The organism is Micromonospora sp. S4605 (genome assembly GCF_003176715.1).
GTDB classification, from domain to species: domain Bacteria; phylum Actinomycetota; class Actinomycetes; order Mycobacteriales; family Micromonosporaceae; genus Micromonospora; species Micromonospora echinaurantiaca.
The window spans coordinates 1-22544 of record NZ_QGSW01000385.1; the positions used below are offsets into that span (position 1 = coordinate 1).

Genomic DNA, 22544 nt, shown 5'->3' on the forward strand with positions numbered 1-22544 from the left:
CGGTTCGCCCGACCCGGGTCGGGCGAACCGGGGCGCGGGGCGGGCAGGCGGCGTGGAAAGGAGTTTCCGGCCATGAGCGTCCAGCTCGACGCGCGGCCTCCGGTGGTACCGGCGGCCGCCGCCCGGCCCACCCGGGCGCACCGGCTCAGCCGGTTCGACACCAGGTACTCGCCCTACCTCTACATCGCCCCGTTCTTCCTGCTCTTCGCGGTGTTCGGGGTGTACCCGCTGGGCTACACGTTCTGGGTCTCGCTGCACGACTGGGACCTGCTCGGCAGCGACCACCCGTTCGTCGGCGCGGAGAACTACACCCGGCTGCTGGCCGACGCCGACTTCTGGCACGCGGTGGTGAACACCCTCGGCATCTTCGTCATCTCCACCGTCCCGCAGCTGCTCGCCGCGCTCTGGCTGGCCAACCTGCTCAACCGGTCGCTGCGGGCCCGCACCGGATGGCGGATGGCGGTGCTGGTCCCGAACGTCACCTCCACCGCCGCCGTCGCGATCGTCTTCGGGGTGCTCTTCGGCCGTGAGTTCGGCATGGTGAACTGGCTGCTCGACCTGGTCGGGATCGATGCGATCAACTGGAAGTCGGACCGGTTCGCCTCCTGGGTGGCCATCTCGACGATGGTCGACTGGCGGTGGACCGGCTACAACGCGCTGATCTTCCTCGCCGCCATGCAGGCCATCCCGCGGGACCTCTACGAGTCGGCGGCGATCGACGGGGCGAACCGCGCCCGACAGTTCTGGTCGATCACCGTGCCGCTGCTCCGGCCGACGATCATCTTCGCGGTCATCATCTCCACCATCGGCGGGCTCCAGCTCTTCACCGAGCCGCGGTTGTTCCACTCCGGGACCAACCCGATCCGCGGCGGACCGCTGCGCGAGTCACAGACGGTCACCATGTACATGTTCGAGAACGCCTTCGCGCCGCACTACAACTTCGGCTACGGCTCGGCGGTGGCGTGGCTGCTCTTCGCCCTGATCGCCGTCGTGGCGGCGGTCAACGTACTGATCATCCGGCGGCTCGGCGGGCAGACGCCCGGTGGCCGGGCCGCGAAGGGAGACCTCCGATGAGCCGGCTGTGGCGGGCCAGCCCGCTGACGTACGGCGCGCTGCTCGCCGCCGCGTTCCTGTCGATCTTTCCGATCTACTGGATGTTCGTGGTGGCCAGCCGGTCCAGCGACGCGATGGGGCAGGTGCCGCCGCCGGTCACCCCCGGCGGCAACCTGGGCGCGAACATCGCCCGACTGTTCGACAACACCGACGCGTACTTCCTGACCGGCCTGATCAACTCGGCGATCGTGTCGACCACGGTCACCGTCTCGGTGGTGTTCTTCTCCACCCTGGCCGGCTTCGCCTTCGCCAAGCTGCGCTTCCGCGGCCGCAACGCGCTACTGCTGGTGATCATCGCGACCATGATGGTGCCGACCCAGCTCGGTGTCATCCCGCTGTACCTGCTGATGACGAAGCTGAACTGGAACGACCGGCTGCCGGCGGTGATCGTGCCGGCGCTGGTCACCGGCTTCGGGGTGTTCATGATGCGGCAGTACGCCGGCCAGGCGGTCAGCACCGAGCTGATCGAGGCGGCCCGGGTCGACGGTTGCGGCACGGCCCGGATCTACTGGAACGTGGTGCTGCCCGCGCTGCGCCCCGCCGCGGCGGTGCTCGGCCTGCTCACCTTCATGACGACCTGGAACGACTTCCTCTGGCCGTACGCTGTGCTCAACGACCCGGAGAACCCGACCGTGCAGCTCTCCCTGCGGGCCCTGTCCGACGGGTACTACCAGGACATGTCGCAGGTGTTCACCGGTACGGCCATCGCGACGCTCCCGCTGCTGCTGGTCTTCGTCCTGTTCGGCCGCCAGATCATCGGCGGCATCATGGAAGGTGCGGTCAAGGCTTGAGCAATCTCCGATTTCCCGAGAACTTCCTCTGGGGCGCCGCCACCGCCGCCTACCAGATCGAGGGCGCGGCCCGCGACGACGGTCGCGGCCCGTCCATCTGGGACACCTTCAGCCGTACGCCGGGGAAGGTGCACCAGGGGCACACCGGCGACGTGGCCTGCGACCACTACCACCGGTACGCCGACGACGTGGCGCTGATGGCGGAGCTGGGGCTGCGGGCGTACCGCTTCTCGGTGGCCTGGCCCCGGATCCAGCCGGACGGCACCGGCGCGGTCAACCCGCGCGGCCTGGACTTCTACGACCGGCTGGTCGACGCGCTGCTCGACCGGGGCATCGACCCGATCGTCACGCTCTACCACTGGGACCTGCCACAGGCACTGGGCGACCGGGGCGGCTGGACCAACCGGGAGACCGCCGAGCACTTCGCCACGTACGCCACCGCTGTGCACGCCCGCCTCGGCGACCGGGTGGGCACCTGGACCACGCTCAACGAGCCGTGGTGCTCGGCCTACCTCGGGTACGGCAACGGGGTGCACGCGCCCGGCGAGCAGGACCCCGCGGCGGCCTTCACCGCCGTACACCATCTGCTGCTCGGGCACGGCCTGGCGGCCCGGGCGCTGCGCGCGGCCGGCGCGGAGACGATCGGGATCACCCTCAACCCGGCCGACGTGCGCCCCGCCGACCCGGCCAGCGCCGCCGACGCCGCGGCGGTGCGCCTGGTCGACGGCCTGCACAACCGGATCTTCCTGGACCCACTGCTGGCCGGCGGCTACCCGGAGGATGTGCTGGAGCACGTCGGCGGGTTCGTCGAGCCGGCGTTCGTCCGGGACGGCGACGAGAAGCTGATCGCCGCGCCGATCGACCTGCTCGGGATCAACTACTACCAGCCGACCTACGTCGCCGGCCGGCCCGGCGGGGCCGGGGGCGGCGGCGCCTATCCCGGCACCGAGGGCGCGGTGGAGTTCCTGCCGCCGGTCGGGCCGCTGACCGACATGGGGTGGATGATCGAACCGGCCGGCCTGACCCGGCTGCTGGAACGGATCGCCACCGACTACCCGGGCGTGCCGCTGCTGATCACCGAGAACGGCGCGGCGTTCCCGGACAAGCCCGGGGTGGACGGCCCGGGCGGCGCGGGCGGGGTGATGGACACCGACCGGATCGCCTACCTCGACGGACACCTGCGCGCCGCGCACGAGGCCATCGCCCGGGGGGTGGACCTGCGCGGCTATCTCGTATGGTCATTGCTGGACAACTTCGAGTGGGCGGAGGGTTACCGCAAGCGGTTCGGGATCGTCCACGTCGACTACCTGACCCAGCGGCGCACACCGAAGGCCAGCGCCCGGTGGTACCAGGAGGTGATCTCCCGGAACGGGCTGTGACGAGCGGGGGGATGGCGGCCATGACGACGGCGCAACGGCCGACGCTGGAAGCGGTGGCCCGCCGGGCCGGGGTCTCCCGGGCCACCGTCTCCCGGGTGGTGAACGGCTCCACCACGGTGGCCGAACCGATCCGGGAGGCGGTCAACCGGGCGGTGGCCGAGCTGGGGTACGTGCCGAACCTGGCCGCCCGCAGCCTGGTCACCCAGCGGACCGACTCGATCGCCCTGGTCATGCCGGAGGCGGCCACCCGGGTCTTCTCCGACGACCAGGTCTTCCCGGGCATCATCCTCGGGGTCAGCCAGGAGCTGGAGGCGGCCGACAAGCAGTTGGTGCTGATGCTGGCCGGCTCGCCGGCCGGGCACGCCCGGGTGGAGCGGTACACCACCGGGCGGCACGTCGACGGGGTGCTCTTCGCGTCGCTGCACGGCGCCGACCCGCTGCCCGGCCGGCTCGCCCGGCTCGGCATCCCGGTGGTGTGCAGCGGCCGGCCGCTCGGCGCGGCCGACGTGCCGTACGTGGACGTCGACCAGGTGGGCGGGGTGACCGCCGCGATCCGGCACCTGATCGACATCGGCCGGCGACGGATCGCCACCATCGCCGGCCCGCAGGACATGGTCGCCGGGATCGAGCGGCTCTCCGGCTACCGGGACACGGTGTCCGCGGCCGGGCTGCCCGAGCTGGTGGCGTACGGCGACTTCACCCGGGAGTCCGGGGCGGCGGCGATGCGGCAGCTGCTCGCCGAACACCCCGACCTGGACGCGGTCTTCGCCGCCTCCGACCTGATGGCGCACGCCGCTCTGCGTACGCTGCGGGAGGCCGGGCGGCGGGTGCCGGAGGACGTGGCGGTGATCGGTTTCGACGACATCGAGACGGCCGCCTACACCGAGCCGCCGCTGACCACCGTCCGGCAGCCGATCCAGGAGATCGGCCGGCAGATGACCCGCCAGCTGCTCCGGTTGGCCGCCGGCGAGACCATCGAGACCGCCCTGGTCCTGCCGACCGAGCTGATCCGGCGCGAGTCCGCCTGACCGGGACGCGCAGCCGCCCGCTGCGGCGGATATTTCGGTCGAGCGGGTGCGGCGGCCGGCGGTAGCGTCGGCCGGTGCCCGATCCGACCCGCCTGATCCACGTACCCGCCCTCTCCGACGTCGCCGAGTACGCGTACGCCGCCACCGTGGAGCCGCCCGCCCGGCTGGTCTTCACCGCCGGCGCCTGCCCGCTCGACGCGGACGGCCGCACGGTGGCGCCCGGTGATCACGCCGCCCAGGCGCGGCAGGTGATGACCAACCTGGAGACCGCCCTCGCGACGGCCGGTGCCCGGCTCGCCGACGTGGTCAAGACCACCGTCTACGTGGCCTCGAACCGGCAGGACGACCTGGTCACCGTCTGGGAGGTGGTCCGCGACCACTTCGGCGACCACGACCCGCCGAGCACCCTGCTCGGGGTGGCCGTGCTCGGCTACGACGACCAACTGGTCGAGGTGGAGGCGGTCGCCGCCGTCCGGTCGGCAGCCTGACCCGTTCGGTGCGGAGCCGGCCGGCCTTCGCCACGGCCCGCCACGCGAGCGTGCCGGCCCCGCGCCGTCGCCGGGGGAACCGCCCCGGTACGGCAGCGGGGGCCCCTCCCGGCGACGGAGAGGCCCCCGGCCCCGTAGCCCGGCTCCCACGACCGCACTGCGCGGAGGCCGGAGCTACGTTCGGGTAAAGCTGTTCAGTCGTCCGCCTGCTGGCGGTGGGCGCCGTTGAGCACGCTGCCGAGCACGACCAGGCCGAGCCCGAGCGCCGCCAGCGGGACGACGTCCCCGCCCCACGATCCGGCCGGCTGCGCATCCCGGTCGACCGGCGCGTCGGCGGCCGGTGGCTCGGCGGTCGGGGTGGCGCTCTGGTCGAGGTCGGTCCAGGCCAGGGCCGACGACGCCTCGCCCCACACCAGCACGCCGACCGCCACCGTGGCGGCGGCCCGGCGCGCGAAGGCTGCCCTCATCGCTCACCCCCATGTCGTCACCGGCGTCGATTACCGGCACGGAGGAAATGTATAGGCGAATAGCCCGATGAGGGCGTTTATCGGGCGGATTGTCCCACCACAATTTCCCGACAGAAAGGCACGGAAAACGCAGTTCTTCCCGTGGCGGTGAAAATAGGTATTAACTGCTAATACGGGACGATGCGAGCAGAAACGACGATCTACGGGCGAAACCCGGCGCGAAACGCCGGCAGATCCGGAATCATCTTCGCAAAAACGGTTCGGGTCTGCGACCGGCGGGGCCGCGCTGCGACCGGCGGGGGCGCGCTACGGCGGGGCTCAGCCGGCCTGGACGCGCTGGGCGACCCGGTAGGTGTCGGGCCCGAAGAGCACCAGCCGCGCCTCGGTGACGTTCGCCGGGGTGGCGGCGCGCAGCACGGTCAGGGCGTGGCCGACCGCGTCCTCGACCGGCCAGCCGTAGACGCCGGCCGAGACGAGCGGGAACGCCACCGTCCGGGCACCCAGCTCGTCGGCGATCCGCAGGCTGTTGGCGTAGCAGTCGCGCAGCAGCGCCGACCGGTCCTCGGTGGCCGACCAGACCGGCCCGACGGTGTGCACCACCCAGCGGGCCGGCAGGTCGCCGGCGGTGGTCGCCACGGCCTGGCCGGTCGGCAACCCACGCTCGTAGCGGGCGGCGCGCAGCGCCCGGCACTCGGCCAGGATGGCCGGGCCGCCGCGCCGGTGGATCGCGCCGTCCACGCCCCCGCCGCCGAGCAGCGACGAGTTCGCCGCGTTGACGATCACGTCCACCTGCTGCGCGGTGATGTCCCCCTCGACCAGGACGACCCGCATGTCAGCCCTCCTCGATGGACTGGCCGAGCGACCGGCGGGCCAGCAGCGTGGCGCCGGCGACCGCGGCCGGCATGACGAGCACCGCGCCGAGCGGGATCAGGAAGCAGACGAACACCGCCACCCCGAAGCCCAACGCGGTGGGCCGGTCCGCCTTGAGGACCGACCGGCGGTCCGGCAGTCGCATCCCGCGCCGGTAGAAGGGCGCGCCGACCAGTTCCAGCGCGAGCAGCCAGCCGCCCACCGCCGCGCCGATCACCGGGATCACCGTCTGCCCGACCACCGGGATGAAACCGGCCGCGAAGAGCGGTATGCCGAACAGCACCGACAGGGCCACCAGCCGGGCGGAGTCGGCCAGGCTGCGGGCCAGCGACGACCAGAACGGCACCTCGACCGCGCCCGGCGTGCCGCCGAGCCGCTCCTCCACCCGTTCCGAGATCTTCTCGTAGAACGGGTCGCCGATCACCAGCGTGACAGCGGTGAAGGTGAGTACCCCGAGCAGGCCGCCCAGCCCGAGGAAGGCCAGCGCCGCGACCACCCGGACCAGGTTGCGCGGGGTCGCCGACCAGTCGTCGGCGAACGGGGTGACCAGCTCGGCCAGGTCGTCCACGAAGAACGCCAGGGCGACGAACGCGGCGACGAACAGCGCACCGGAGATCAGTGCCGGCACGATGCCGAGCAGCATCAGGCCGGGGCTGCGGACGTAGAGGGCGAGCCCACGCAGCAGCAGCCCGACGCCGGTGAAGAACCGGCGGGCGGCGCCGGTGACGGGCGCGGCGAGACGGGGTGCGTTCACGACGGGAAGCCTAGTGGCCGCCCGCGCATCAACCGGTTGGTGGATCGCCGGGGTCGACCGAGGCCGTCCTCCAAGATCGCCGCGTGGTCGATCCGCCGCCGCGTCCGCGCGGCCATCCTCGACGTACGGACAGCAGACGGCGGAAGGCGGCGCGATGCCGGTCATCGAGGTGACCAACCTGCACAAGCGGTACGGCGAGCTGGTGGCCGTGGACGACGTGTCGTTCGCGGTCGAGGCCGGGGAGATCTTCGGGATCCTCGGCCCGAACGGCGCCGGCAAGACCACCACGGTGGAGTGTGTCGCCGGACTGCGCGTCCCCGACTCCGGCGGGGTGTCGGTCCTCGGGCTCGATCCCCGCCGCGAGGCGACCCAGCTCCGGGAGCGGGTCGGGGTGCAGCTCCAGGAGAGCCAGCTGCCCGACCAACTGCGGGTCGGCGAGGCGCTGGAGCTGTACGCCTCGTTCTACCGCGACCCGGCCGACCCGGCCGAGCTGATCGACAAGCTGGGTCTGGGCGACAAGCGGAAGACCGCGTACAAGAAGCTCTCCGGCGGTCAGAAGCAGCGGCTGTCCATCGCGCTCGCGCTGGTCGGCAATCCCGAGATCGCCATCCTGGACGAACTGACCACCGGGCTGGACCCGCAGGCGCGACGGGACACCTGGGCCCTCATCGAGCAGGTCCGGGACAGCGGGGTGACGATCGTGCTGGTCACCCACTTCATGGAGGAGGCCGAGCGGCTCTGCGACCGGGTGGCGGTGATCGACCGCGGGCGCGTCGTGGCGCTGGACAGCCCGGCCGGCCTGGTGTCGCGGGTGGCGCCCGAGCAGCGGGTCCGGTTCCGGCCGTCCGCCCCGGTGGACGACCAGCTCTTCACCGACCTGCCCGAGGTGACCGGCGTGCACCGCACCGGGCGCCAGGTGGTGGTGACCGGTACCGGTGACGTGCTGCACGCGGTGACCTCGGTGCTGGCCCGCAACCAGATCGTCGCCGCCGACCTGCGGCTGGAGCAGTCCACCCTGGACGACGCCTTCGTCGAGCTGACCGGGCACCGGCCCGCCGAGTGAGAGAGAACGACATGCACGCCTTCGGGCAGATCCTCAAGATCGAGACGAGACTCTACCTGCGGGACTTCGCCGCGCCGCTGATCACCGTCGCGTTGCCGCTGCTGCTGTTGGCGGTGTTCGGGCTGATCCCGGCGATGCGGGAGCCGAATCCGGACTTCGGCGACCTGTCCTTCATCCAGTACTTCGCACCGTCGCTGCTGGTGATCACGCTCGCCATGGCGGCGGTGAACATCCTGCCCACGGTGCTGGCCACCTACCGGGAGCGCGGGGTGCTGCGCCGGTTGGCCACCACCCCGGCCAGCCCGGCCGCACTGCTGGCCGCCCAACTGGTCATCTCGCTCGCCACCATCGTGATCAGTGCCGTACTGCTGATCGTGGTCGGCCGGCTGGCCTTCGACGTGCCGCTGCCCCGGCATCCGCTCGGATTCGCGCTGGCGCTCGTCCTCGGCACGGCGGCGCTGCTCGCGCTGGGGCTGCTGGTGGCGGCGGTGGCCCGCACGACCAAGGCGGCGCAGGCCGTGGCGGTCCCGGTGTTCATGCTGGTCATGTTCTTCGGCGGGGTCTACGTTCCCCGGTTCATGCTGCCGGACTTCCTGGTCCGGATCGGCGACTACACGCCTCCCGGTGTGCAGGCACTGCTCGATGCCTGGACCGCCGACGCACCGCAACCGCTGCACCTGGCGATAATGGCGGTCATCGCCGTACTCGCGGGCGCCGCAGCGGCGAAGCTGTTCCGCTGGGAGTGAGCGAGGGTCCGATGACCAGCACCGCCGAGCAGGTCGACCGGCTGGCATCCTGGGAGACCCGGGAGGCGCGCCTGCACCGGGTGCTCCCGTACGTCGGGCTGGCCGTCGGGGCACTGCTCACCACCGTCGCGCCGGCGCCCCTGGGCCTTCCCCTGGCCCCGCACCTACTGGTCGCCGCGACCGCGGCGTGCTGGATCACCTGGTTCGTCAGCCTGCACCCCGGCTGGGCGACCCGGCACACGCTGATGGTCGTCTACTACGTCGGGCTGCTCGCGCTCAGCGCCGTGCTGGTGCTGATCAGTCCCTGGTACGGCTTCTTCAGCTGGGCCGGCTTCCTGCACTCGTTGCTGCTGCCGGGCAACTGGCGGTTCGCCGGGGTGGCCGCCTCGGCCGTCCTGGCGGCCACCGCGCAGGGCGGCGGCCTGCCGGCCTCCGTGTCGCACTGGCTGCTCTGGTGCGTACTGGTGCTGTTCAACCTGGGCGCGGCCGGTGGGATGGTCTGGTTCAGCACCATCGCCGACCGGCGGCACGCCAACCGCAAGCGGCTGGTCGAGGAGTTGGCCGAGGCGAACCGCCGGCTGGCCGAGACGATGCGGGAGAACGAGGGGCTGCACGCCCAGCTGCTCACCCAGGCCCGGGAGGCCGGGGTGACCGACGAGCGGCAGCGGATGGCCCGGGAGATCCACGACACCCTGGCGCAGGGCCTCACCGGCATCATCACCCAGCTGGAGGCGGCCGGGCAGGCGCGGGACCGGCGGGCCGACTGGCAGCGGCACGTGGACACCGCTGTCGCCCTGGCCCGGGAGAGCCTCACCGAGGCACGCCGCTCGGTGCGGGCGGTACGGCCCGAGGCGCTGGAGACCGCCCGGCTGCCCGAGGCCCTCGGTGAGCTGACCCGGCGCTGGTCGACCATCAACGAGGTGCGCGCCGAGGTGAACGTCACCGGCGACGCCCGCCCGCTGCACCCGGAGGTCGAGGTGACCCTGCTGCGGACCGGCCAGGAGGCGCTGGCCAACGTGGCCCGGCACGCCAGGGCGTCCCGGGTCGGGCTGACCCTGTCGTACATGGGCGACGTGGTCACCCTGGACGTCCGGGACGACGGGGTCGGCTTCGCAGTCACCGATCCGCCCGCGCCCCGCCGGCCCGACGGCGGGTACGGGCTGACCGCCATGCGGCAGCGGGTGGCCGGGGTCGGCGGCGAACTGGCCATCGAGAGTGAGCCGGGCGGCGGCACCGCCGTCTCGGCGTCCGTGCCCGCACATCCCGGAGGTGCCGGTTGACCAACCCGGTCCGGCTGCTGATCGTCGACGACCACCCGGTGGTGCGGGACGGGTTGCGCGGCATGTTCACCGGCGACCCCGGTTTCGACGTGGTCGGCGAGGCCGGCGACGGCGCCGAGGCGCTCGCGCTCGCCACCCACCTGCACCCCGACGTGGTGCTGATGGACCTGCGGATGCCCGGGATGGACGGGGTGACCGCGATCGGCCGGCTGGCCCGCGCCGGCAACCCGGCCAAGGTGCTGGTGCTCACCACGTACGACACGGACGCCGACGTGCTGCCGGCGATCGAGGCCGGCGCCACCGGCTACCTGCTCAAGGACGCGCCCCGGGACGAGCTGGTCCGGGCGGTGCGGGCCGCCGCGCGGGGCGAGGCGGTGCTCTCCCCCAGCGTGGCCGGCCGGCTGATGGGACGGTTGCGCGCGCCCGCCGAGGAGCCGCTGAGCCAGCGGGAGCTGGAGGTGCTCACCCTGGTGGCCCGGGGCACCTCCAACCGGGAGGCGGCGGCCCGGCTGTTCATCAGCGAGGCCACTGTCAAGACCCACCTGCTGCACGTCTACGCCAAGCTCGGGGTCAACGACCGGGCGGCCGCCGTGGCCGCCGCGTACGACCGGGGCCTGCTCACCCCCGGCGGGCGCTGAACCGCCCGGGGGCAGGATGGACGGGTGCGCGCATCCCGGTTGATCTCCCTGGTCCTGCTGCTCCAGGCGCGGGAGACGATGACCGCCGCGGAGCTGGCCCGGGAACTGGAGGTCTCCGAGCGGACGGTCTACCGGGACGTGCTCGCGCTCTCCGCCGCCGGCGTGCCGGTCTACGCCGACCGGGGCCGGGCCGGCGGCTACCGGCTGCTCGGTGGCTACCGGACCCGGTTGACCGGGCTGACCCGGGACGAGGCGGAGGCGCTTTTCCTGGCCGGGCTGCCCGGCCCGGCCGGCGACATGGGGCTCGCCGACGCGGTCGCGGCGGCCGAGCTGAAGGTGCTGGCCGCGCTTCCGCCCGCGCTGCGGGACGCGCCGGCCCGCACCGGGCAGCGGTTCCACCTGGACGTGCCGGGCTGGTTCCGGGAGACCGGGCCGCCGCCGTGGCTGGGCGAGCTGGCCGGGGCGGTCTGGCGGGACCGGGTGGTCGAGCTGCGCTACCGGCGAGGTGACCGGGAGGTCACCCGGGAGCTGTCGCCGTACGGGCTGGTGCTCAAGAGCGGGATCTGGTACCTGGTCGGCCGGGTCGGCGACGGGTACCGCACGTACCGGGTGGACCGGGTCACCGGCGTCGAGGTGCGGGCGGAGACCTTCGCCCGGGACGAGGGGTTCGACCTGGCCGGGTACTGGCGGGAGCAGGCCGAGGCGTTCCTGCGCAGCATGCTGCGGGCCGAGGTGACCGTCCGGCTCAGCCCCGCCGGCCTGCGCCAGCTCCGGCACACCGCCGACGCCCCCTTCGCGTACGAGGAGGCGCTGGCCGCCGCCGGGGAACCCGACGAGCAGGGCTGGGTGATGACCCGGCTGCCCGTCGAGTCCCTCGTGGTGGCGTACACCCAACTGCTCGGGCTGGGGCCGGAGGTCGAGGTGCTCGAACCGCCGGAACTGCGGGCCCGGTTGGCCGAGGCGACGGCCCGCGCCGCCGCCCGCTACGCCACGTCGCCGCCTTCCCCGCCTTCCCCGCCCGACGCCCCCGGTGGGCAGCCTCCGGAGACCGCCGGTCAGCGGTAGCCGGTGACGTCCGCCGGCTTGCCCGGGTCCTGCACCTCGACGATGTACCGCCAGGCGTCCGGCCGGCTGCCGTCGAGGTCGGTGAAGCCGTACACCTGGGCCAGTTCGCCGCTGGAGACGGACCTGCCGTTCCAGCGGGCCCGGTCCTCGTCGGCAGCCAGGGCGGCGACCGCCCGCCCGACGAACGCCGGCGACTCCGAGATGGCGAAGTGCGGCTCCCGGGCCAGCGCGTCCCGCCAGTTCTCCTCGGTCACCCCGAAGTGCTCCAGCATGAGCTCGGAGCGCAGCCAGCCGGGGGTGAGCGCGACGGAGGTGCAGCCGTACGGCGCCAGCTCGTGCGCCCAGCTCTCGGCGAGCCGGTTCACCGACACCTTGGCCAGGTCGTAGAAGACCGAGAGCCGGTAGTTCGCGTCGTTGTACTCCTTGGTGCCGTCGCCGATCTCGACCACCAGGCCGCCGGGGCGGCGGATCAGCAGCGGCAGGGCGTGGTGGCTGGTGACGATGTGCGTGTCGATCGCCAGCCGGAGCGTCCGGAAGCCGGCGTCCAGCGGCTGCTCCCAGACCGGCTTGTGCCAGGTGACCAGCGACTCTGCCCCCCAGATGTCGTTCACCAGCACGTCGAGGCGGCCCTGCTCGGCGTCGATCCGGGCGACCAGGTCGCGGACCTGGTCCGGAACCAGGTGGTCGACCACGACCGGGATGCCTTCGCCACCGGCGGCGGTGACCAGCTCGGCGGTCTCCTCGATGGTCTCCGGCCGGCCCAGCTCCGACCGGCCGGCTCGGCTGCTGCGCCCGGTGGCGTAGACGGTGGCTCCGGCGGCGCCCAACTGCACCGCGATCTGCCGTCCGGCGCCCCGACTCGCCCCGGCGACCAGCGCGATCTTCCCTGTCAGCGGTTTCGTCATGGGTCGAGCGTGTCAGCAATACCTGACAGCCGAAGTCGGGTTTCGCGCGACGGGTGTCGTCCGTCATGCTCGCCGGCATGCACCTGCTGCTCTCCGGCATCGTCGGCTCGGTCGCGTACGGGCTGGCCCGGCCCGGTTCGGACGTGGACCGGATCGGCGTGTTCGCGGCGCCCACTGTCGCGTTCCACGGCCTGCACCCGCCCCGCGAGTCGGTGGTCACCACCGACCCGGACGTGACCCTGCACGAGGCCGCCAAATACGCGAGGCTGGGCCTGAGCGGCAACCCGACCGCCACCGAGCTGATGTGGCTGCCCGACGACTGCTACGAGACCCGGACGGAGTTCGGCGAGCGGCTGATCGCCATCCGCTCGGCCTTCCTCAGCGCCTCCCGGGTCCGCGACGCCTACCTGGGCTACGCCAGCCGCCAGTTCCGCAAGCTGGGGTCGCGCGGCGACGGGAGCTTCTCGGCCGACACCCGCCGCCGGACCGCGAAGCACGCCCGGCACCTGGCCCGGCTGGTGCACCAGGGTCGGCTGCTCTACGCCACCGGGGTACTCGAGATCCGGCTCGCCGACCCGGAGTGGTTCCGGGCGTTCGGCGAGCGGGTGGCCGGCGGCGAGGTCGACGACGCGCGGGCGCTGCTGGCCGAGGCCGAACGGGACTTCGACCGGATCCGCACCCCGCTGCCGGACCGTCCCGACGAGGCCGCTGTCGAGCGCTGGCTGCTCGACGTCCGCGCCGCCCACCTGCCGCCGGAGCTACGCCCGCGCTAGCCTCGACGTGCTGCGTCGGGTGGGTGAGGGCAGCCTGGACGCGCACACCCGGCACACCGCCGCCGAGCACGGGCCGGACGCGGCGGCGAGGAAGGAACTCGACCTGCTGCGCTGGCTGCCGAGCCCGCGCGGCTGGTGGCGGCTGGCCTGGACGCCCGAGGGTGAACTGGTCGGCATCACCGTGCCGGCACGCAACCACGGCGACCCGATCGTCGGCTTTCTCGGCGTGCTCCCCGAACAGCGCGGCCACGGGTTCGCGTACGACCTGCTGGTCGAGACCACCCACCTGCTGGTCGAGGCGGGGGGTGGACCGGATCGTGGCGGGCACCGACCAGACCAACCACCCGATGGCGGCCGCCTTCGCCCGGGCCGGCTACCCGATCGAGGAACGCATCGACCTGGTGTGCGGTTGCGGCTCCCGGCGCCGGATACCCCGGCGCCGGGAGCCACCCGCTCAGTCGGCCAGGCGTACCCGGACCCGGCGGTTGGCCCGGCCCTTGCTCTCCACCTTGACCACCTGCACCTTGCCGATCTGCGCCGTCGAGGCGACGTGCGTGCCGCCGTCGGCCTGCACGTCCAGGCCGACGATGTCGACGATCCGGACCTCCTGCTCGTCCGGCGGGATCAGGTTGGACTGGGTGCGGATGATGTCCGGCAGGGCGAGCGCCTCGGCCCGGGGCAGCACCCGGACGGCCACCGCCCGGTCGGCCGCCACCTCGGCGTTGACCAGGTCCTCGATCCGGCTCTTGAAGTCCGGCGGCACCTCGGGCAGGTTGAAGTCCATCCGGGCCTCGCCCGGTTCCATGTTGCCGCCGGTGACCAGCGCGCCGAAGTCGCGGAAGACCACCCCGCAGAGCACGTGCAGCCCCGAGTGGGTACGCATCAGCCGGGTGCGACGCTGGTCCTCGACCGCGCCGGTGACCGTGGTCCCGGCCGGCGGCAGCGGGTCACCCTCGGCCGGGATCAGCCAGAGGTCGTCGCCCTTGCGGGTGCCGACGATCCGGGTCTGCACCCCCTGCCAGAGCAGTACGCCGTGGTCCGGCGGCTGGCCGCCGCCGCCCGGGTAGAAGGCCGACCGGTCGAGCACGATGCCCTGCTCCGGGTCGGCGTGCAGCACCGTGCACTGCCACTCGCGCAGGGTCGGGTCGGCGAGGTCCAGCCGGTGCGTACGTCCGTGGTGTGTGACGCCCATGACAGGGCAGGTTACTCGTTGAGGAAGGTGGAGATCCGCGTTCGCAGGTCGGCGCGTTCGGTCCAGAGCACGCCGGGCCGGTCGTACACGTGCAGGGTGGCCGCCGGCAGCGCGGCCGCGAGTTGCTCGGCGACCTCCACCGGGTGCAGGTCGTCGCCGGCGCACCCGATCACCAGGGCGGGCGCGGTCACCGCGGCCAGCGCCCCGGCATCGCGCAGCGGCACCTGCTCGGGCAGGCTGGCCAGCCCCGGTGCGAGCCCGTCGCGCAGCAGCTGGTCCAGTCGCTGGCGCAGGTACGCCCAACCGGCCGGGGTGTTGCGCACGGCCGGGGGCAGCTCCACCGAGACCACCTCGGCGACCGTCGAGGCGTCGCCGCTCTCCACCGCGTCGAGCAGCGCGGTCAGCCGGGCCTGGGCGACCTCGCCGCGCGGCCGGTCGAGCACCGCCGGCAGGAAGAACACCAGCCGGTCGAAGCGCTCCGGGCTCTCGGCGAGCAGCCGGCAGAGCGCGCCCGCGCCGAGGCTCGCGCCGAACGCCCGGGTGGCCCCGCCGAGGTCGGCGACGGCCCGCAGGTCACGGGCGAGGTCCAGGTAGCTCCACGGACCGGGCGGCGCGTCGGAGCGGCCGTGCCCGCGGAACTGGAAGAAGAGCTTGCGGCCGGTGACCCCGCTGCCGAACGGCCGGGTGGTGGCGATGCCGTTGCCCAACCCGTGGGCGAACACGGTGACCGGGTCGCCGGCCCCGGTGACCAGCCGTTCCAGCCGTACGCCGTGCGGCGTGGCGACCAGCTCGGTCTCCGGTTCGGGCAGGGCCGGCCGCCCGGTACGCGGGCCACCCGGCCCCGGACCCCAGGTGCGCGGCCCGCCGTCCGGCGGTGGTGGCCAGCGGAAACCTCTCACCAGAACCCTTTGCCGTCGCTCAGGTCGCGCAGCCCGACCCGGACGTCGAGCAGGTAGATCAGCGCGGCCGCGATGCCGATCAGTCCGAAGAGGCTGATCGGGCCGAACCCGAGCAGGGTCAGCACCAGGCAGACCGCCAGGATGGCGATCCAGCCGCCCTTCGGCAGCGTGCCGATGGCGGGGAAGGCGTCGGATCGCTGGGTGATGGCGTGCACCAGCGCGACGCCCTGGATGATCAGCGCGAAGACGAGCAGGATCAGCTCGATCACGTAGCGGACTTCGAAGGCGAAGAGCGGCGCGGCGTTGGCCATGACGGCAAGCTTATGCCGGCGACCCCGGAAACGTCCGACAAGGACGCCTCCGGGGTCGCCAGGCTCAGCGGATCACTCGGCGGATCACTCGGCGGCCGGGCGGGTCCGCTTGGTGGTCCGGGGCAGCTTCGCCGACGGGGTGGCGGCCGGCTTCACCGCCTTGGCAGTGGTCTTGCGGGCCCGGGTGGTGGCCTTCTTCGCGGCGGCCGGCTTGGCCTCGACGACCTCGGCGACCTCGGCCGGGGTGGGCACCTCGGCGACCGGTTCCGCCGGCTTCGCGGGGGCGGCCGGCGCGGTGGCCTCGGTCGCCTCGATGTCGGCGTTCACCGTGTCGGCAGCCTCCAGCACGCCGGCGCCGACCACCCGCTCACCCCGAGCGACCAGCGCGCCGTACGCGGCGAGCGCCCGCTCCTGGGCGGCCTGGGCGCCGGCCACCACGACGGCGGCGTTGCGGGTGGCCACCTCGCGCAGCCGGTCGAGGTCGGCGACCTCGCGGAGCTTGTTCAGGTCGGCGACCTCGCGCAGCTTGTTCAGGTCGGCCGCCTCGCGCAGCTTGTGCAGGTCGGCCGGGGCCTTCTCGCGCAGGTTGCCGGCGGTCTGGTTCGCCGTGCGCAGCGTCTCGTTGGCCTTCTGGCGCAGCTCGAAGCCGGTGACGACGGCCTTGCCGCCGAGGTCGGCGACGACCTTGGTGCCGAGGTCGCTGACCACGGTGGGGAGCTTGCGCAGCTGCTGGAGGGCCAGCTCGCCGGCGCCGGCGGCGGCGTAGATCGGAGCCGGGATGCGGTTGGTCTTCGGCTGGGTCATGACTTCTCCTCTTCGGCCGCCTCGGCGGCCTTCTTCGCAGGGGTCGGTGCGGGAGCGGCGCCGGCCTCGGTGACGGCGACCGACTCGAGCACGGCCTCGGTCGGCGTGCCCGCTTCGGTGGTGGGACCGGTGACGGTCGGGTTGACCAGGGCGGGCGCCTCCTCGGCGGACCCGGGTGCGGACGGCCGCGGTGCCTCGGTGGGCTCCGCCGCCGGGGGCTGCTGCGCGGTCTCCGCCGCGGCCGTCGCCTCGGCGAGCCGCGCGTTCTCCCGGCGGAACGTCTCGTAGATCTGGCTGAGCGACTGCTTCTGCGCCATGGTCAGGTCGGGGTCGACGGCGATGGCCGCGAGCACCCCCTGACCCTCCTTGTCGTCGAGCAGCCCGGCCCGCAGGTACATCGCGGGAGTGGAGACCCGCAGCGCGCTGGCCAGCTGCTGGAGCACCTCGGCGCTGGGCTTGCGCAGGCCGCGCTCGATCTGGCTGAGGTACGGGTTGCTGACCCCCGCCTGCTCGGCGAGCTGCCGGAGCGAGATCTTCGCGTTGCGGCGCAGGTCGCGAATGAACCCGCCGACGTCGGGAAGGTCCTTGGGTGTGGCCATACCCCGACGCTAGCCCGCCCTGCTAACTCCTGCAAGCATAGTGCTAACCGGAGTTAGCAAGGTCTCAGTAGGCGGTTGCGTCCGGACCGCCCCCTGCGTACGGTCCTCCGGTGACCAAGATCGAGGTGAACGGCGCCCAACTGGCGTACGACGAGGTGGGCAGTGGTACGCCGGTGGTGCTGCTGCACGCCGGGATCGCCGACCGGCGGATGTGGCGCGAGCAGGTCGGCGTGCTGGCCGTACGACACCGGGTGATCGCGCTCGACCTGCGCGGCTACGGCGACTCCGAGCTGCCGCCCGCCCCGTTCGCCCACCACGACGACGTGGTCGGGCTGCTGGACGCGCTCCGCGTGCCGCAGGCCGCCCTGGTCGGCTGCTCGTTCGGCGGGGCGGTGGCGGTCGACACCGCGCTGGCCCACCCGGAGCGGGTCACGGCGCTCGCCCTGTTCGGCAGCGCGGTTCCCGGCCACGAATGGTCCGAGCAGGCCAACGAGATCTGGGACCAGCTGGTGGGCGAGGTCGACCAGGAGGACTTCGCGGCCAGCGCCGCCGCCGAGGTGCGGTTCTGGGTGGTCGGCCCCGGGCGTCGCCCGGAGCAGGTCGACCCGGAGCTGCTCGCCTTCGCCCGGGAGATGGACCAGCGGGCCCTCGCCGCCGAGCAGGCGCTCAGCGCGGTGGACGTGGCCGAGCTGGACCCGCCGGCGATCAACCGCCTCGGCGAGCTGCGGATGCCCGTCCTGGTCACCGCCGGCGCGGCCGACGTGCCGGACATCAGCCGCCTCGCCGACCGGATCGCCGCCGAGGCACCAAACGCGGTACGCCTGCCCGACGTGCCGGACGCCGCCCACCTGCTCCCGCTGGAACGCCCGGAGCCGGTCAACGCCGCTCTGCTCGACTTCCTCCGCTGAGCCGCCGGCTCCGCCGACCTGTGCCGACCCGGCGACCTGTGCCGGGTCGGACCGGCCCGCCGCCCGGGCTCACCAGACCGGGCGGACCGCCCCGACCGGGACGCCGCCGCCGAAGAGCGGCAGCTCGGCGTACTCCGTCAGCACCGGCGCGGCCACGCCGAGCCGGCGCAGCGCGGAGACCAGCACCGGCATCCGAGCCCGGCCCGCGCCGTCGTCGATCTTCACGGCGACCGCCCCGACGCCGGGCAGCGCCGCCGCGATCACCCCTTCGGCGCCCACCTTCGCCAGCAGGCCGGGGATCCCGCGCATCAGCCGGGTGTCGTCCGCCTCGGTGCCGCCGACCAGTTCCGGGTGGGCGCGCATCGCGTCGGCCACCGTCCGGGGCACCGAGCCGGGCTCCGCCGAGACCAGCCGCAGGTACGCCCCGGCCAGCCCGGTCAGCGAGACGGCGAGCACCGGGGCGCCGCAGCCGTCCACCCCGACCGCCGCCGCCCGCTCGCCGGTGAACTCCTCGATGGCGTCCCGCAGCCGCTGCTGCAACGGGTGCTCGGGGCGCCAGTACCCGTCCCGCGCCCAACCGGCGGCGCCGCAGGTCAGCAGCATCCCGCTGTGCTTGCCGGAGCAGTTCATCTGGATCCGGCTGGGGCCCCCACCGGCGCGCAGCACGGCGGCCCGGGCGGCCTCGCCGACCGGCAGGTCCGGCGGGCAGTGCAGCGCCGACTCGGCCAGGCCGGCCCGGGCCAGCAGCGCGCCGACCCGGGCCAGGTGGAACTCCTCGCCGGCGTGGCTCGCCGAGACCAGTGCCAGGTCGGCCGGGTCGGTCAGCGGCAGGCCGGCGCGGAGCATCCCGACCGCCTGCATCGGCTTGTTCGCCGAGCGGGGAAAGACCGGCGAGGTCACGTCCCCGGCACCGGCCACCGTCGCCCCGGTCGCGTCGAGCACCACCACGGAACCGCGGTGCACGCCCTCCACGAAACCGGACCGGACCACCTCAGCGAGCGGCGCGCCGCCCTCGTACGTCTTTCCCACAGGGTGGACGGTACCGACGATCGGGCGACCGCGGGCGCCGGGGTGACCAGGTCGTCCGCAGTTCTGTGTACAGGAGCGTCGGCGAGCTCGCCGCTTACCGGCGGGCGGCCGGCACGCCGAGCAGGTCGCGGGCCTGCGCGGTGGTCAGCGGCGGGCGCTGGGCGAGCTGGGCGAAGCCGACGGCCCGGGCGACGAGCTGCATGTTGGACTCCACCGGGCTGCCCTTGGCGTACGTGACCGTGTCCTCCATGCCGACCCGCAGGTGCCCGCCGGTGGACAGCGAGGCCAGCATCACCGGGATGGTGGTGCGGCCGATGCCGGTGGCCGAGAAGGTGGTGCCCTCGGGCAGGTCGCGCAGCGCCTGGCGGCAGGCGACCAGCGCCTCGGTGGTGCCCGGCATACCGCCCGGCACGCCCATCACGAAGTCGACGTGCACGTGCCCGCCGGCCGGCAGGCCGTACTTGCCGAGCAGGCGTTGCAGGGCGGTCAGGTGGCCGAGGTCGAAGATCTCGTACTCGGGCACGACGCCCCGCTCCTGCATCCGGGTGTGCAGGTCGACGATGAACTCCCAACGGTTGAGGAAGACGTCGTCGCCGAAGTTGACGGTGCCCATGGTGCAGGAGGCCATGTCGGGGCCGGCGTCGAGGACGGCGAGCCGGTCGGCCTCCGGGTCGGTCACCGCGCCACCCGAGGAGAGCTGCACCACCAGGTCGGTGCTCTCCCGCAGCGCCGCCACCGTCTCCCGCAGCCGGCCCTGGTCCAGGGTGGGCTTCGCCTCGTCGTCGCGGATGTGGACGTGGATCACGGCGGCGCCGAGCGCCTCGCACTCCTTGGCGGTCAGCAGCAACTCGTCGAGGGTCACCGGCAGCGCCGGCACCTCCGCCTTCGCCGACTCCGCACCGGTGGGGGCAACCGTGATCAACGTCCCTGTCGTCATGCCGGGATCCTAGACCCCGGCCCCGAGGCCAGTCGACCGGAACTTTTCCGGCGCTGACGTCGCCAACGAGAGATCTTTTCGCCGTCAGGCGCCCTGGACCGGATCGATCGCGGCAGCGGTCTCCCCGATCAGCAGCCGGGCGTCGTCCGGGACGTTCCGCTTGAGCACCGCGAGGGCCACCTGGCCCAGCTCGTGGTGATGCACGGCGGTGCCGACGAAGCCCACCGTCCGGCCGTCCAGGCTCACCGGCGTACCGGCGGCCGGCGGCTGATCGGTGGTCACCCCGTCCAGGTGCAGCAGGACGAGCCGGCGCGGCGGCCGGCCCAGGTTGTGCACCCGGGCCACCGTCTCCTGGCCCCGGTAGCAGCCCTTCTCCAGGTGTACGGCCGGGCCGATCAGATCCACCTCGGCCGGGATGGTCCGGTGGTCGGTGTCCACCCCGACCCGGGCCCGCCGGGCGGCCACCCGGATCGCCTCGTACGCCCAGAGGCCGACCGGTGGCACCCCCGCGCCGCGCAGTTCCGCGACCACCTGCTCCATGGCGGCCCGGGGGACCAGCAGGTCCACCCCGAGCGGGCCGCGCCGGGCCCACCCGCCGACCGGCAGCGGCCGGACGTCGTACAGCGCGGTGGGGCGGGGCGGCAGGGTGCCGGAACGGAACTTCGGACCCGGCACCGCGACCACGTCGGGCTCGGCCAGCCCGGTCACGCCGAGCGTGGCCAGGGCGGCGGGCGCCTCCGGCCCCACCAGCGAGAGCAGCGCGTGGTCGACAGTCGCGTCGCGCGGCTCGACCCGGCTGAAGAACCGCATCTTCTCCAGGTACGACAGCAGCCCCTCGGTGGCCCCCGGCTCGGTGTCCAACCAGGTGGTCTCGCCGTCCTCGGTGACCATGGCGTGCTGCTCGACGTGCCCGTGCGGGGAGAGCACCAGCAACTCGGTGCCCTGGTAGGGGGTCAACTGCGCCAGGTGCTGGGTGGTGAGGGTGTGCAGCCAGCCGATCCGTTCCTCGCCCGGCACCGCGACGACCCCCCGGTGCGAGCGGTCGACCAGGCCGACCGCGGTGTCCAGCGTCCGCTGCTCCCGCATCGGGTCGCCGTAGTGCGCGGCCACCCCGCGCACGCCCGCCGCGGCGTGCGCCGGCTCGGGCTGGTCCCGGCTGGCCTCGTCGATGCTCTCGACGGCCACCGCTCCCGCGATGTCGATCATTCCTGGTCCCCGTTCTGACAGCGGCCGCAGACGCCGAAGAGTGACACGTGCCCGATGTCCACGCCGAACCCACGCTGGCTCGCCAACTGGTCGGCCAGCGGGCGGAGCAGCTCGGGGTCGATCTCGTCGATCGCGCCGCACTCCCGGCAGACCAGGTGGACGTGCTGGTCCTCGCCGGCCGCGTGGTAGGTCGGCGAGCCGTGCGAGAGATGGGTGTGCGTCACCAGGCCGAGCCGTTCCAGCAGCTCCAGCGTGCGGTAGATGGTGGTGATGTTGACCCCGGCCGCCACCTCCCGGACCGCGTTGTGCACCTGTTCCGGGGTGGCGTGCCCCAGGTCCAGCACCGCCTGGAGGACCAGCTGCCGCTGCGCCGTCAGCCGCAGCCCACGGGCCCGGAGCAGTTCCGCGAGGGAGGATTCGGACACCGTCCGATCATAGTTCGGTAATCGCGCCGACCCCCGGCCCGGCGGGCAGGCGGTTACGCTCGGCGGTCATGGCGTCGAGGATCGCGGTGCTCGGGCGGGGACTCGTGCCGGCCGGGGAGCCGGTGCTGCGCGGTGACGACCTGGGCGTGCTGCGCGGCGACGGGCTCTTCGAGACGATGCACCTGCGGGGCGGCCGGCCCTGGCTGCGCGACGAGCACCTGGCCCGGATGGCCTGCGCCGCGGCGGCCGTGGAGCTGACCCTGCCACCCGCCGAAGCGCTGGTCGAGCTGCTGGACGCCATCTGCGCCGGCTGGCCCGCCGAGGTAGAGGGCGCGCTGCGGCTGGTCTGCACCCGGGGCCCGGAGGACGGCGGGCCGCCGACCGTCTACGCCACGCTGGCCGAGGTGCCGGCCGCGGCCAAGGCCGCCCGCCGGGACGGGATCAGCGTGGCGACGCTGCCGCTCGGCGTGCCGGCGGTGGCCCGGACCGGCCTGGACTGGCTGCCCGCCGGGATCAAGTCGACGTCGTACGCGGTGAGCACCGCGGCCCGCCGCTGGGCGCGGCGGGCCGGCGTGGACGACGTGCTCTGGGTCTCCAGCGACGGGTACGCCCTGGAGGGGCCCACCGCCAACGTGGTCTGGCTGGCCGGCGACACGCTCTGCACGGTCCCCGCCGCCGACACCGGCATCCTGCCCGGTACCACCGCCGCCTGGCTGCTCGGGCACGCCCACGAGCTGGGTCTGGCGGCGGCCGAGCGGCTGGCCACCCCGGCCGAGCTGGCCACCGCCGACGGCGTCTGGTTCACCTCGTCGGTGCGCGGCCTCACCCGCCTGCGCACCCTCGATGACACCGACCTCCCCGACTCCCCCCTGAC

The 22544-nt window shown here is 73.6% G+C and carries 26 protein-coding genes; 13 read left to right on the forward strand and 13 right to left on the reverse strand.

The features are described from left to right. The first annotated feature begins 72 nt into the window (after positions 1 to 72). The 5 genes from DLJ47_RS31185 to DLJ47_RS31205 all read left to right on the forward strand — a co-directional run bounded on the left by DLJ47_RS31185 (position 73) and on the right by DLJ47_RS31205 (position 4799). The gene (locus tag DLJ47_RS31185) at positions 73 to 1074 is read left to right on the forward strand and encodes a carbohydrate ABC transporter permease (protein WP_109905413.1); all 1002 of its coding nucleotides are present in this window, start codon (positions 73 to 75) and stop codon (positions 1072 to 1074) included. Beyond that, complete coding sequence (locus DLJ47_RS31190; protein ID WP_109905415.1) at positions 1071 to 1904, forward strand: carbohydrate ABC transporter permease; 834 nt, start codon at positions 1071 to 1073, stop codon at positions 1902 to 1904. Before DLJ47_RS31185 ends, DLJ47_RS31190 begins: the two co-directional genes overlap by 4 nt. Next, positions 1901 to 3283, forward strand: coding sequence for a GH1 family beta-glucosidase (locus DLJ47_RS31195; protein ID WP_109905417.1), 1383 nt, complete (start codon positions 1901 to 1903; stop codon positions 3281 to 3283). The genes DLJ47_RS31190 and DLJ47_RS31195 overlap by 4 nt, the downstream gene beginning before the upstream one ends. A gap of 20 nt (positions 3284 to 3303) precedes the next feature. Continuing rightward, positions 3304 to 4311: a LacI family DNA-binding transcriptional regulator gene (locus DLJ47_RS31200; RefSeq protein WP_109905443.1), complete on the forward strand. Its 1008-nt coding sequence runs from the start codon at positions 3304 to 3306 to the stop codon at positions 4309 to 4311. Between the two features lie 74 nt (positions 4312 to 4385). Next, positions 4386 to 4799 carry a RidA family protein gene (locus DLJ47_RS31205; RefSeq protein ID WP_109905419.1) on the forward strand — a complete coding sequence of 138 codons (414 nt, stop codon included), beginning with the start codon at positions 4386 to 4388 and terminating at the stop codon, positions 4797 to 4799. A 194-nt stretch (positions 4800 to 4993) separates the two neighbouring features. On the opposite strand, the gene DLJ47_RS31210 is transcribed toward DLJ47_RS31205, so the two are convergent. The 3 genes from DLJ47_RS31210 to DLJ47_RS31220 form a co-directional block, all read right to left on the reverse strand. Next, positions 4994 to 5266 (reverse strand): hypothetical protein, encoded by a 273-nt coding sequence (locus DLJ47_RS31210; RefSeq protein WP_109905421.1) that lies wholly within the window; start codon positions 5264 to 5266, stop codon positions 4994 to 4996. A gap of 318 nt (positions 5267 to 5584) precedes the next feature. Next, positions 5585 to 6097, reverse strand: coding sequence for an O-acetyl-ADP-ribose deacetylase (locus DLJ47_RS31215; RefSeq protein ID WP_109905423.1), 513 nt, complete (start codon positions 6095 to 6097; stop codon positions 5585 to 5587). Between the two features lies 1 nt (position 6098). After that, entirely contained in the window at positions 6099 to 6890 is a 792-nt protein-coding gene (locus tag DLJ47_RS31220; RefSeq protein ID WP_109905424.1) for an EI24 domain-containing protein, read from the reverse strand. A 154-nt stretch (positions 6891 to 7044) separates the two neighbouring features. Here DLJ47_RS31220 and DLJ47_RS31225 point away from each other — a divergent pair, with 154 nt between their 5' ends. Genes DLJ47_RS31225 through DLJ47_RS31245 form a run of 5 tightly spaced genes read left to right on the forward strand, consistent with a single transcriptional unit; the run spans position 7045 to position 11682 of the window. After that, on the forward strand, positions 7045 to 7953 hold the full coding sequence (locus DLJ47_RS31225; RefSeq protein ID WP_109905425.1) for an ABC transporter ATP-binding protein: 909 nt from the start codon (positions 7045 to 7047) through the stop codon (positions 7951 to 7953). Beyond that, on the forward strand, positions 7950 to 8699 hold the full coding sequence (locus tag DLJ47_RS31230; protein WP_233258119.1) for an ABC transporter permease: 750 nt from the start codon (positions 7950 to 7952) through the stop codon (positions 8697 to 8699). The genes DLJ47_RS31225 and DLJ47_RS31230 overlap by 4 nt, the downstream gene beginning before the upstream one ends. A gap of 11 nt (positions 8700 to 8710) precedes the next feature. Continuing rightward, positions 8711 to 9979 (forward strand): sensor histidine kinase, encoded by a 1269-nt coding sequence (locus tag DLJ47_RS31235; protein ID WP_233258120.1) that lies wholly within the window; start codon positions 8711 to 8713, stop codon positions 9977 to 9979. Next, positions 9976 to 10617 carry a response regulator gene (locus tag DLJ47_RS31240; RefSeq protein ID WP_109905428.1) on the forward strand — a complete coding sequence of 214 codons (642 nt, stop codon included), beginning with the start codon at positions 9976 to 9978 and terminating at the stop codon, positions 10615 to 10617. The genes DLJ47_RS31235 and DLJ47_RS31240 overlap by 4 nt, the downstream gene beginning before the upstream one ends. Before the next feature lie 24 nt (positions 10618 to 10641). After that, the gene (locus tag DLJ47_RS31245; RefSeq protein ID WP_109905429.1) at positions 10642 to 11682 is read left to right on the forward strand and encodes a helix-turn-helix transcriptional regulator; all 1041 of its coding nucleotides are present in this window, start codon (positions 10642 to 10644) and stop codon (positions 11680 to 11682) included. Here DLJ47_RS31245 and DLJ47_RS31250 read toward each other — a convergent pair. Further along, positions 11673 to 12587 carry an SDR family oxidoreductase gene (locus DLJ47_RS31250; protein ID WP_088996229.1) on the reverse strand — a complete coding sequence of 305 codons (915 nt, stop codon included), beginning with the start codon at positions 12585 to 12587 and terminating at the stop codon, positions 11673 to 11675. The two genes, DLJ47_RS31245 and DLJ47_RS31250, sit on opposite strands and share 10 nt — an antisense overlap. Positions 12588 to 12664: 77 nt before the next feature. On the opposite strand from DLJ47_RS31250, the gene DLJ47_RS31255 reads away from it, so the two are divergent. Beyond that, the gene (locus DLJ47_RS31255; protein ID WP_109905445.1) at positions 12665 to 13360 is read left to right on the forward strand and encodes a nucleotidyltransferase domain-containing protein; all 696 of its coding nucleotides are present in this window, start codon (positions 12665 to 12667) and stop codon (positions 13358 to 13360) included. A 454-nt stretch (positions 13361 to 13814) separates the two neighbouring features. On the opposite strand, the gene DLJ47_RS31265 is transcribed toward DLJ47_RS31255, so the two are convergent. The 5 genes from DLJ47_RS31265 to DLJ47_RS31285 all read right to left on the reverse strand — a co-directional run bounded on the left by DLJ47_RS31265 (position 13815) and on the right by DLJ47_RS31285 (position 17165). Then, on the reverse strand, positions 13815 to 14552 hold the full coding sequence (locus tag DLJ47_RS31265; protein ID WP_109905430.1) for an alanyl-tRNA editing protein: 738 nt from the start codon (positions 14550 to 14552) through the stop codon (positions 13815 to 13817). An 11-nt stretch (positions 14553 to 14563) separates the two neighbouring features. After that, positions 14564 to 15451, reverse strand: a complete 888-nt coding sequence (locus DLJ47_RS31270) for an alpha/beta fold hydrolase (protein WP_109905431.1) — start codon at positions 15449 to 15451, stop codon at positions 14564 to 14566. Further along, the gene (locus tag DLJ47_RS31275) at positions 15448 to 15762 is read right to left on the reverse strand and encodes a DUF2516 family protein (protein WP_088996233.1); all 315 of its coding nucleotides are present in this window, start codon (positions 15760 to 15762) and stop codon (positions 15448 to 15450) included. Before DLJ47_RS31275 ends, DLJ47_RS31270 begins: the two co-directional genes overlap by 4 nt. An 84-nt stretch (positions 15763 to 15846) precedes the next feature. Next, positions 15847 to 16566, reverse strand: a complete 720-nt coding sequence (locus DLJ47_RS31280) for a hypothetical protein (RefSeq protein ID WP_109905432.1) — start codon at positions 16564 to 16566, stop codon at positions 15847 to 15849. Further along, on the reverse strand, positions 16563 to 17165 hold the full coding sequence (locus tag DLJ47_RS31285; protein WP_109905433.1) for a helix-turn-helix domain-containing protein: 603 nt from the start codon (positions 17163 to 17165) through the stop codon (positions 16563 to 16565). The genes DLJ47_RS31280 and DLJ47_RS31285 overlap by 4 nt, the downstream gene beginning before the upstream one ends. A 110-nt stretch (positions 17166 to 17275) precedes the next feature. Here DLJ47_RS31285 and DLJ47_RS31290 point away from each other — a divergent pair, with 110 nt between their 5' ends. Next, entirely contained in the window at positions 17276 to 18073 is a 798-nt protein-coding gene (locus DLJ47_RS31290; protein ID WP_109905434.1) for an alpha/beta fold hydrolase, read from the forward strand. A 69-nt stretch (positions 18074 to 18142) separates the two neighbouring features. Here the strand turns inward: DLJ47_RS31290 and DLJ47_RS31295 are convergent, their stop codons facing one another. From DLJ47_RS31295 to DLJ47_RS31310, 4 genes are all read right to left on the reverse strand, one after another. Then, complete coding sequence (locus DLJ47_RS31295; protein ID WP_109905435.1) at positions 18143 to 19123, reverse strand: asparaginase; 981 nt, start codon at positions 19121 to 19123, stop codon at positions 18143 to 18145. A 73-nt stretch (positions 19124 to 19196) separates the two neighbouring features. Then, positions 19197 to 20039: a 3-keto-5-aminohexanoate cleavage protein gene (locus DLJ47_RS31300; protein WP_109905437.1), complete on the reverse strand. Its 843-nt coding sequence runs from the start codon at positions 20037 to 20039 to the stop codon at positions 19197 to 19199. A gap of 84 nt (positions 20040 to 20123) precedes the next feature. Then, positions 20124 to 21245, reverse strand: a complete 1122-nt coding sequence (gene ygfZ, locus DLJ47_RS31305) for a CAF17-like 4Fe-4S cluster assembly/insertion protein YgfZ (RefSeq protein WP_109905439.1) — start codon at positions 21243 to 21245, stop codon at positions 20124 to 20126. Continuing rightward, complete coding sequence (locus DLJ47_RS31310; RefSeq protein WP_088996240.1) at positions 21242 to 21670, reverse strand: Fur family transcriptional regulator; 429 nt, start codon at positions 21668 to 21670, stop codon at positions 21242 to 21244. Before DLJ47_RS31310 ends, ygfZ begins: the two co-directional genes overlap by 4 nt. Before the next feature lie 68 nt (positions 21671 to 21738). Here DLJ47_RS31310 and DLJ47_RS31315 point away from each other — a divergent pair. Beyond that, positions 21739 to 22544, forward strand: an 806-nt coding sequence (locus DLJ47_RS31315; RefSeq protein ID WP_109905441.1) for an aminotransferase class IV, incomplete at its 3' end; no start/stop codon positions are given.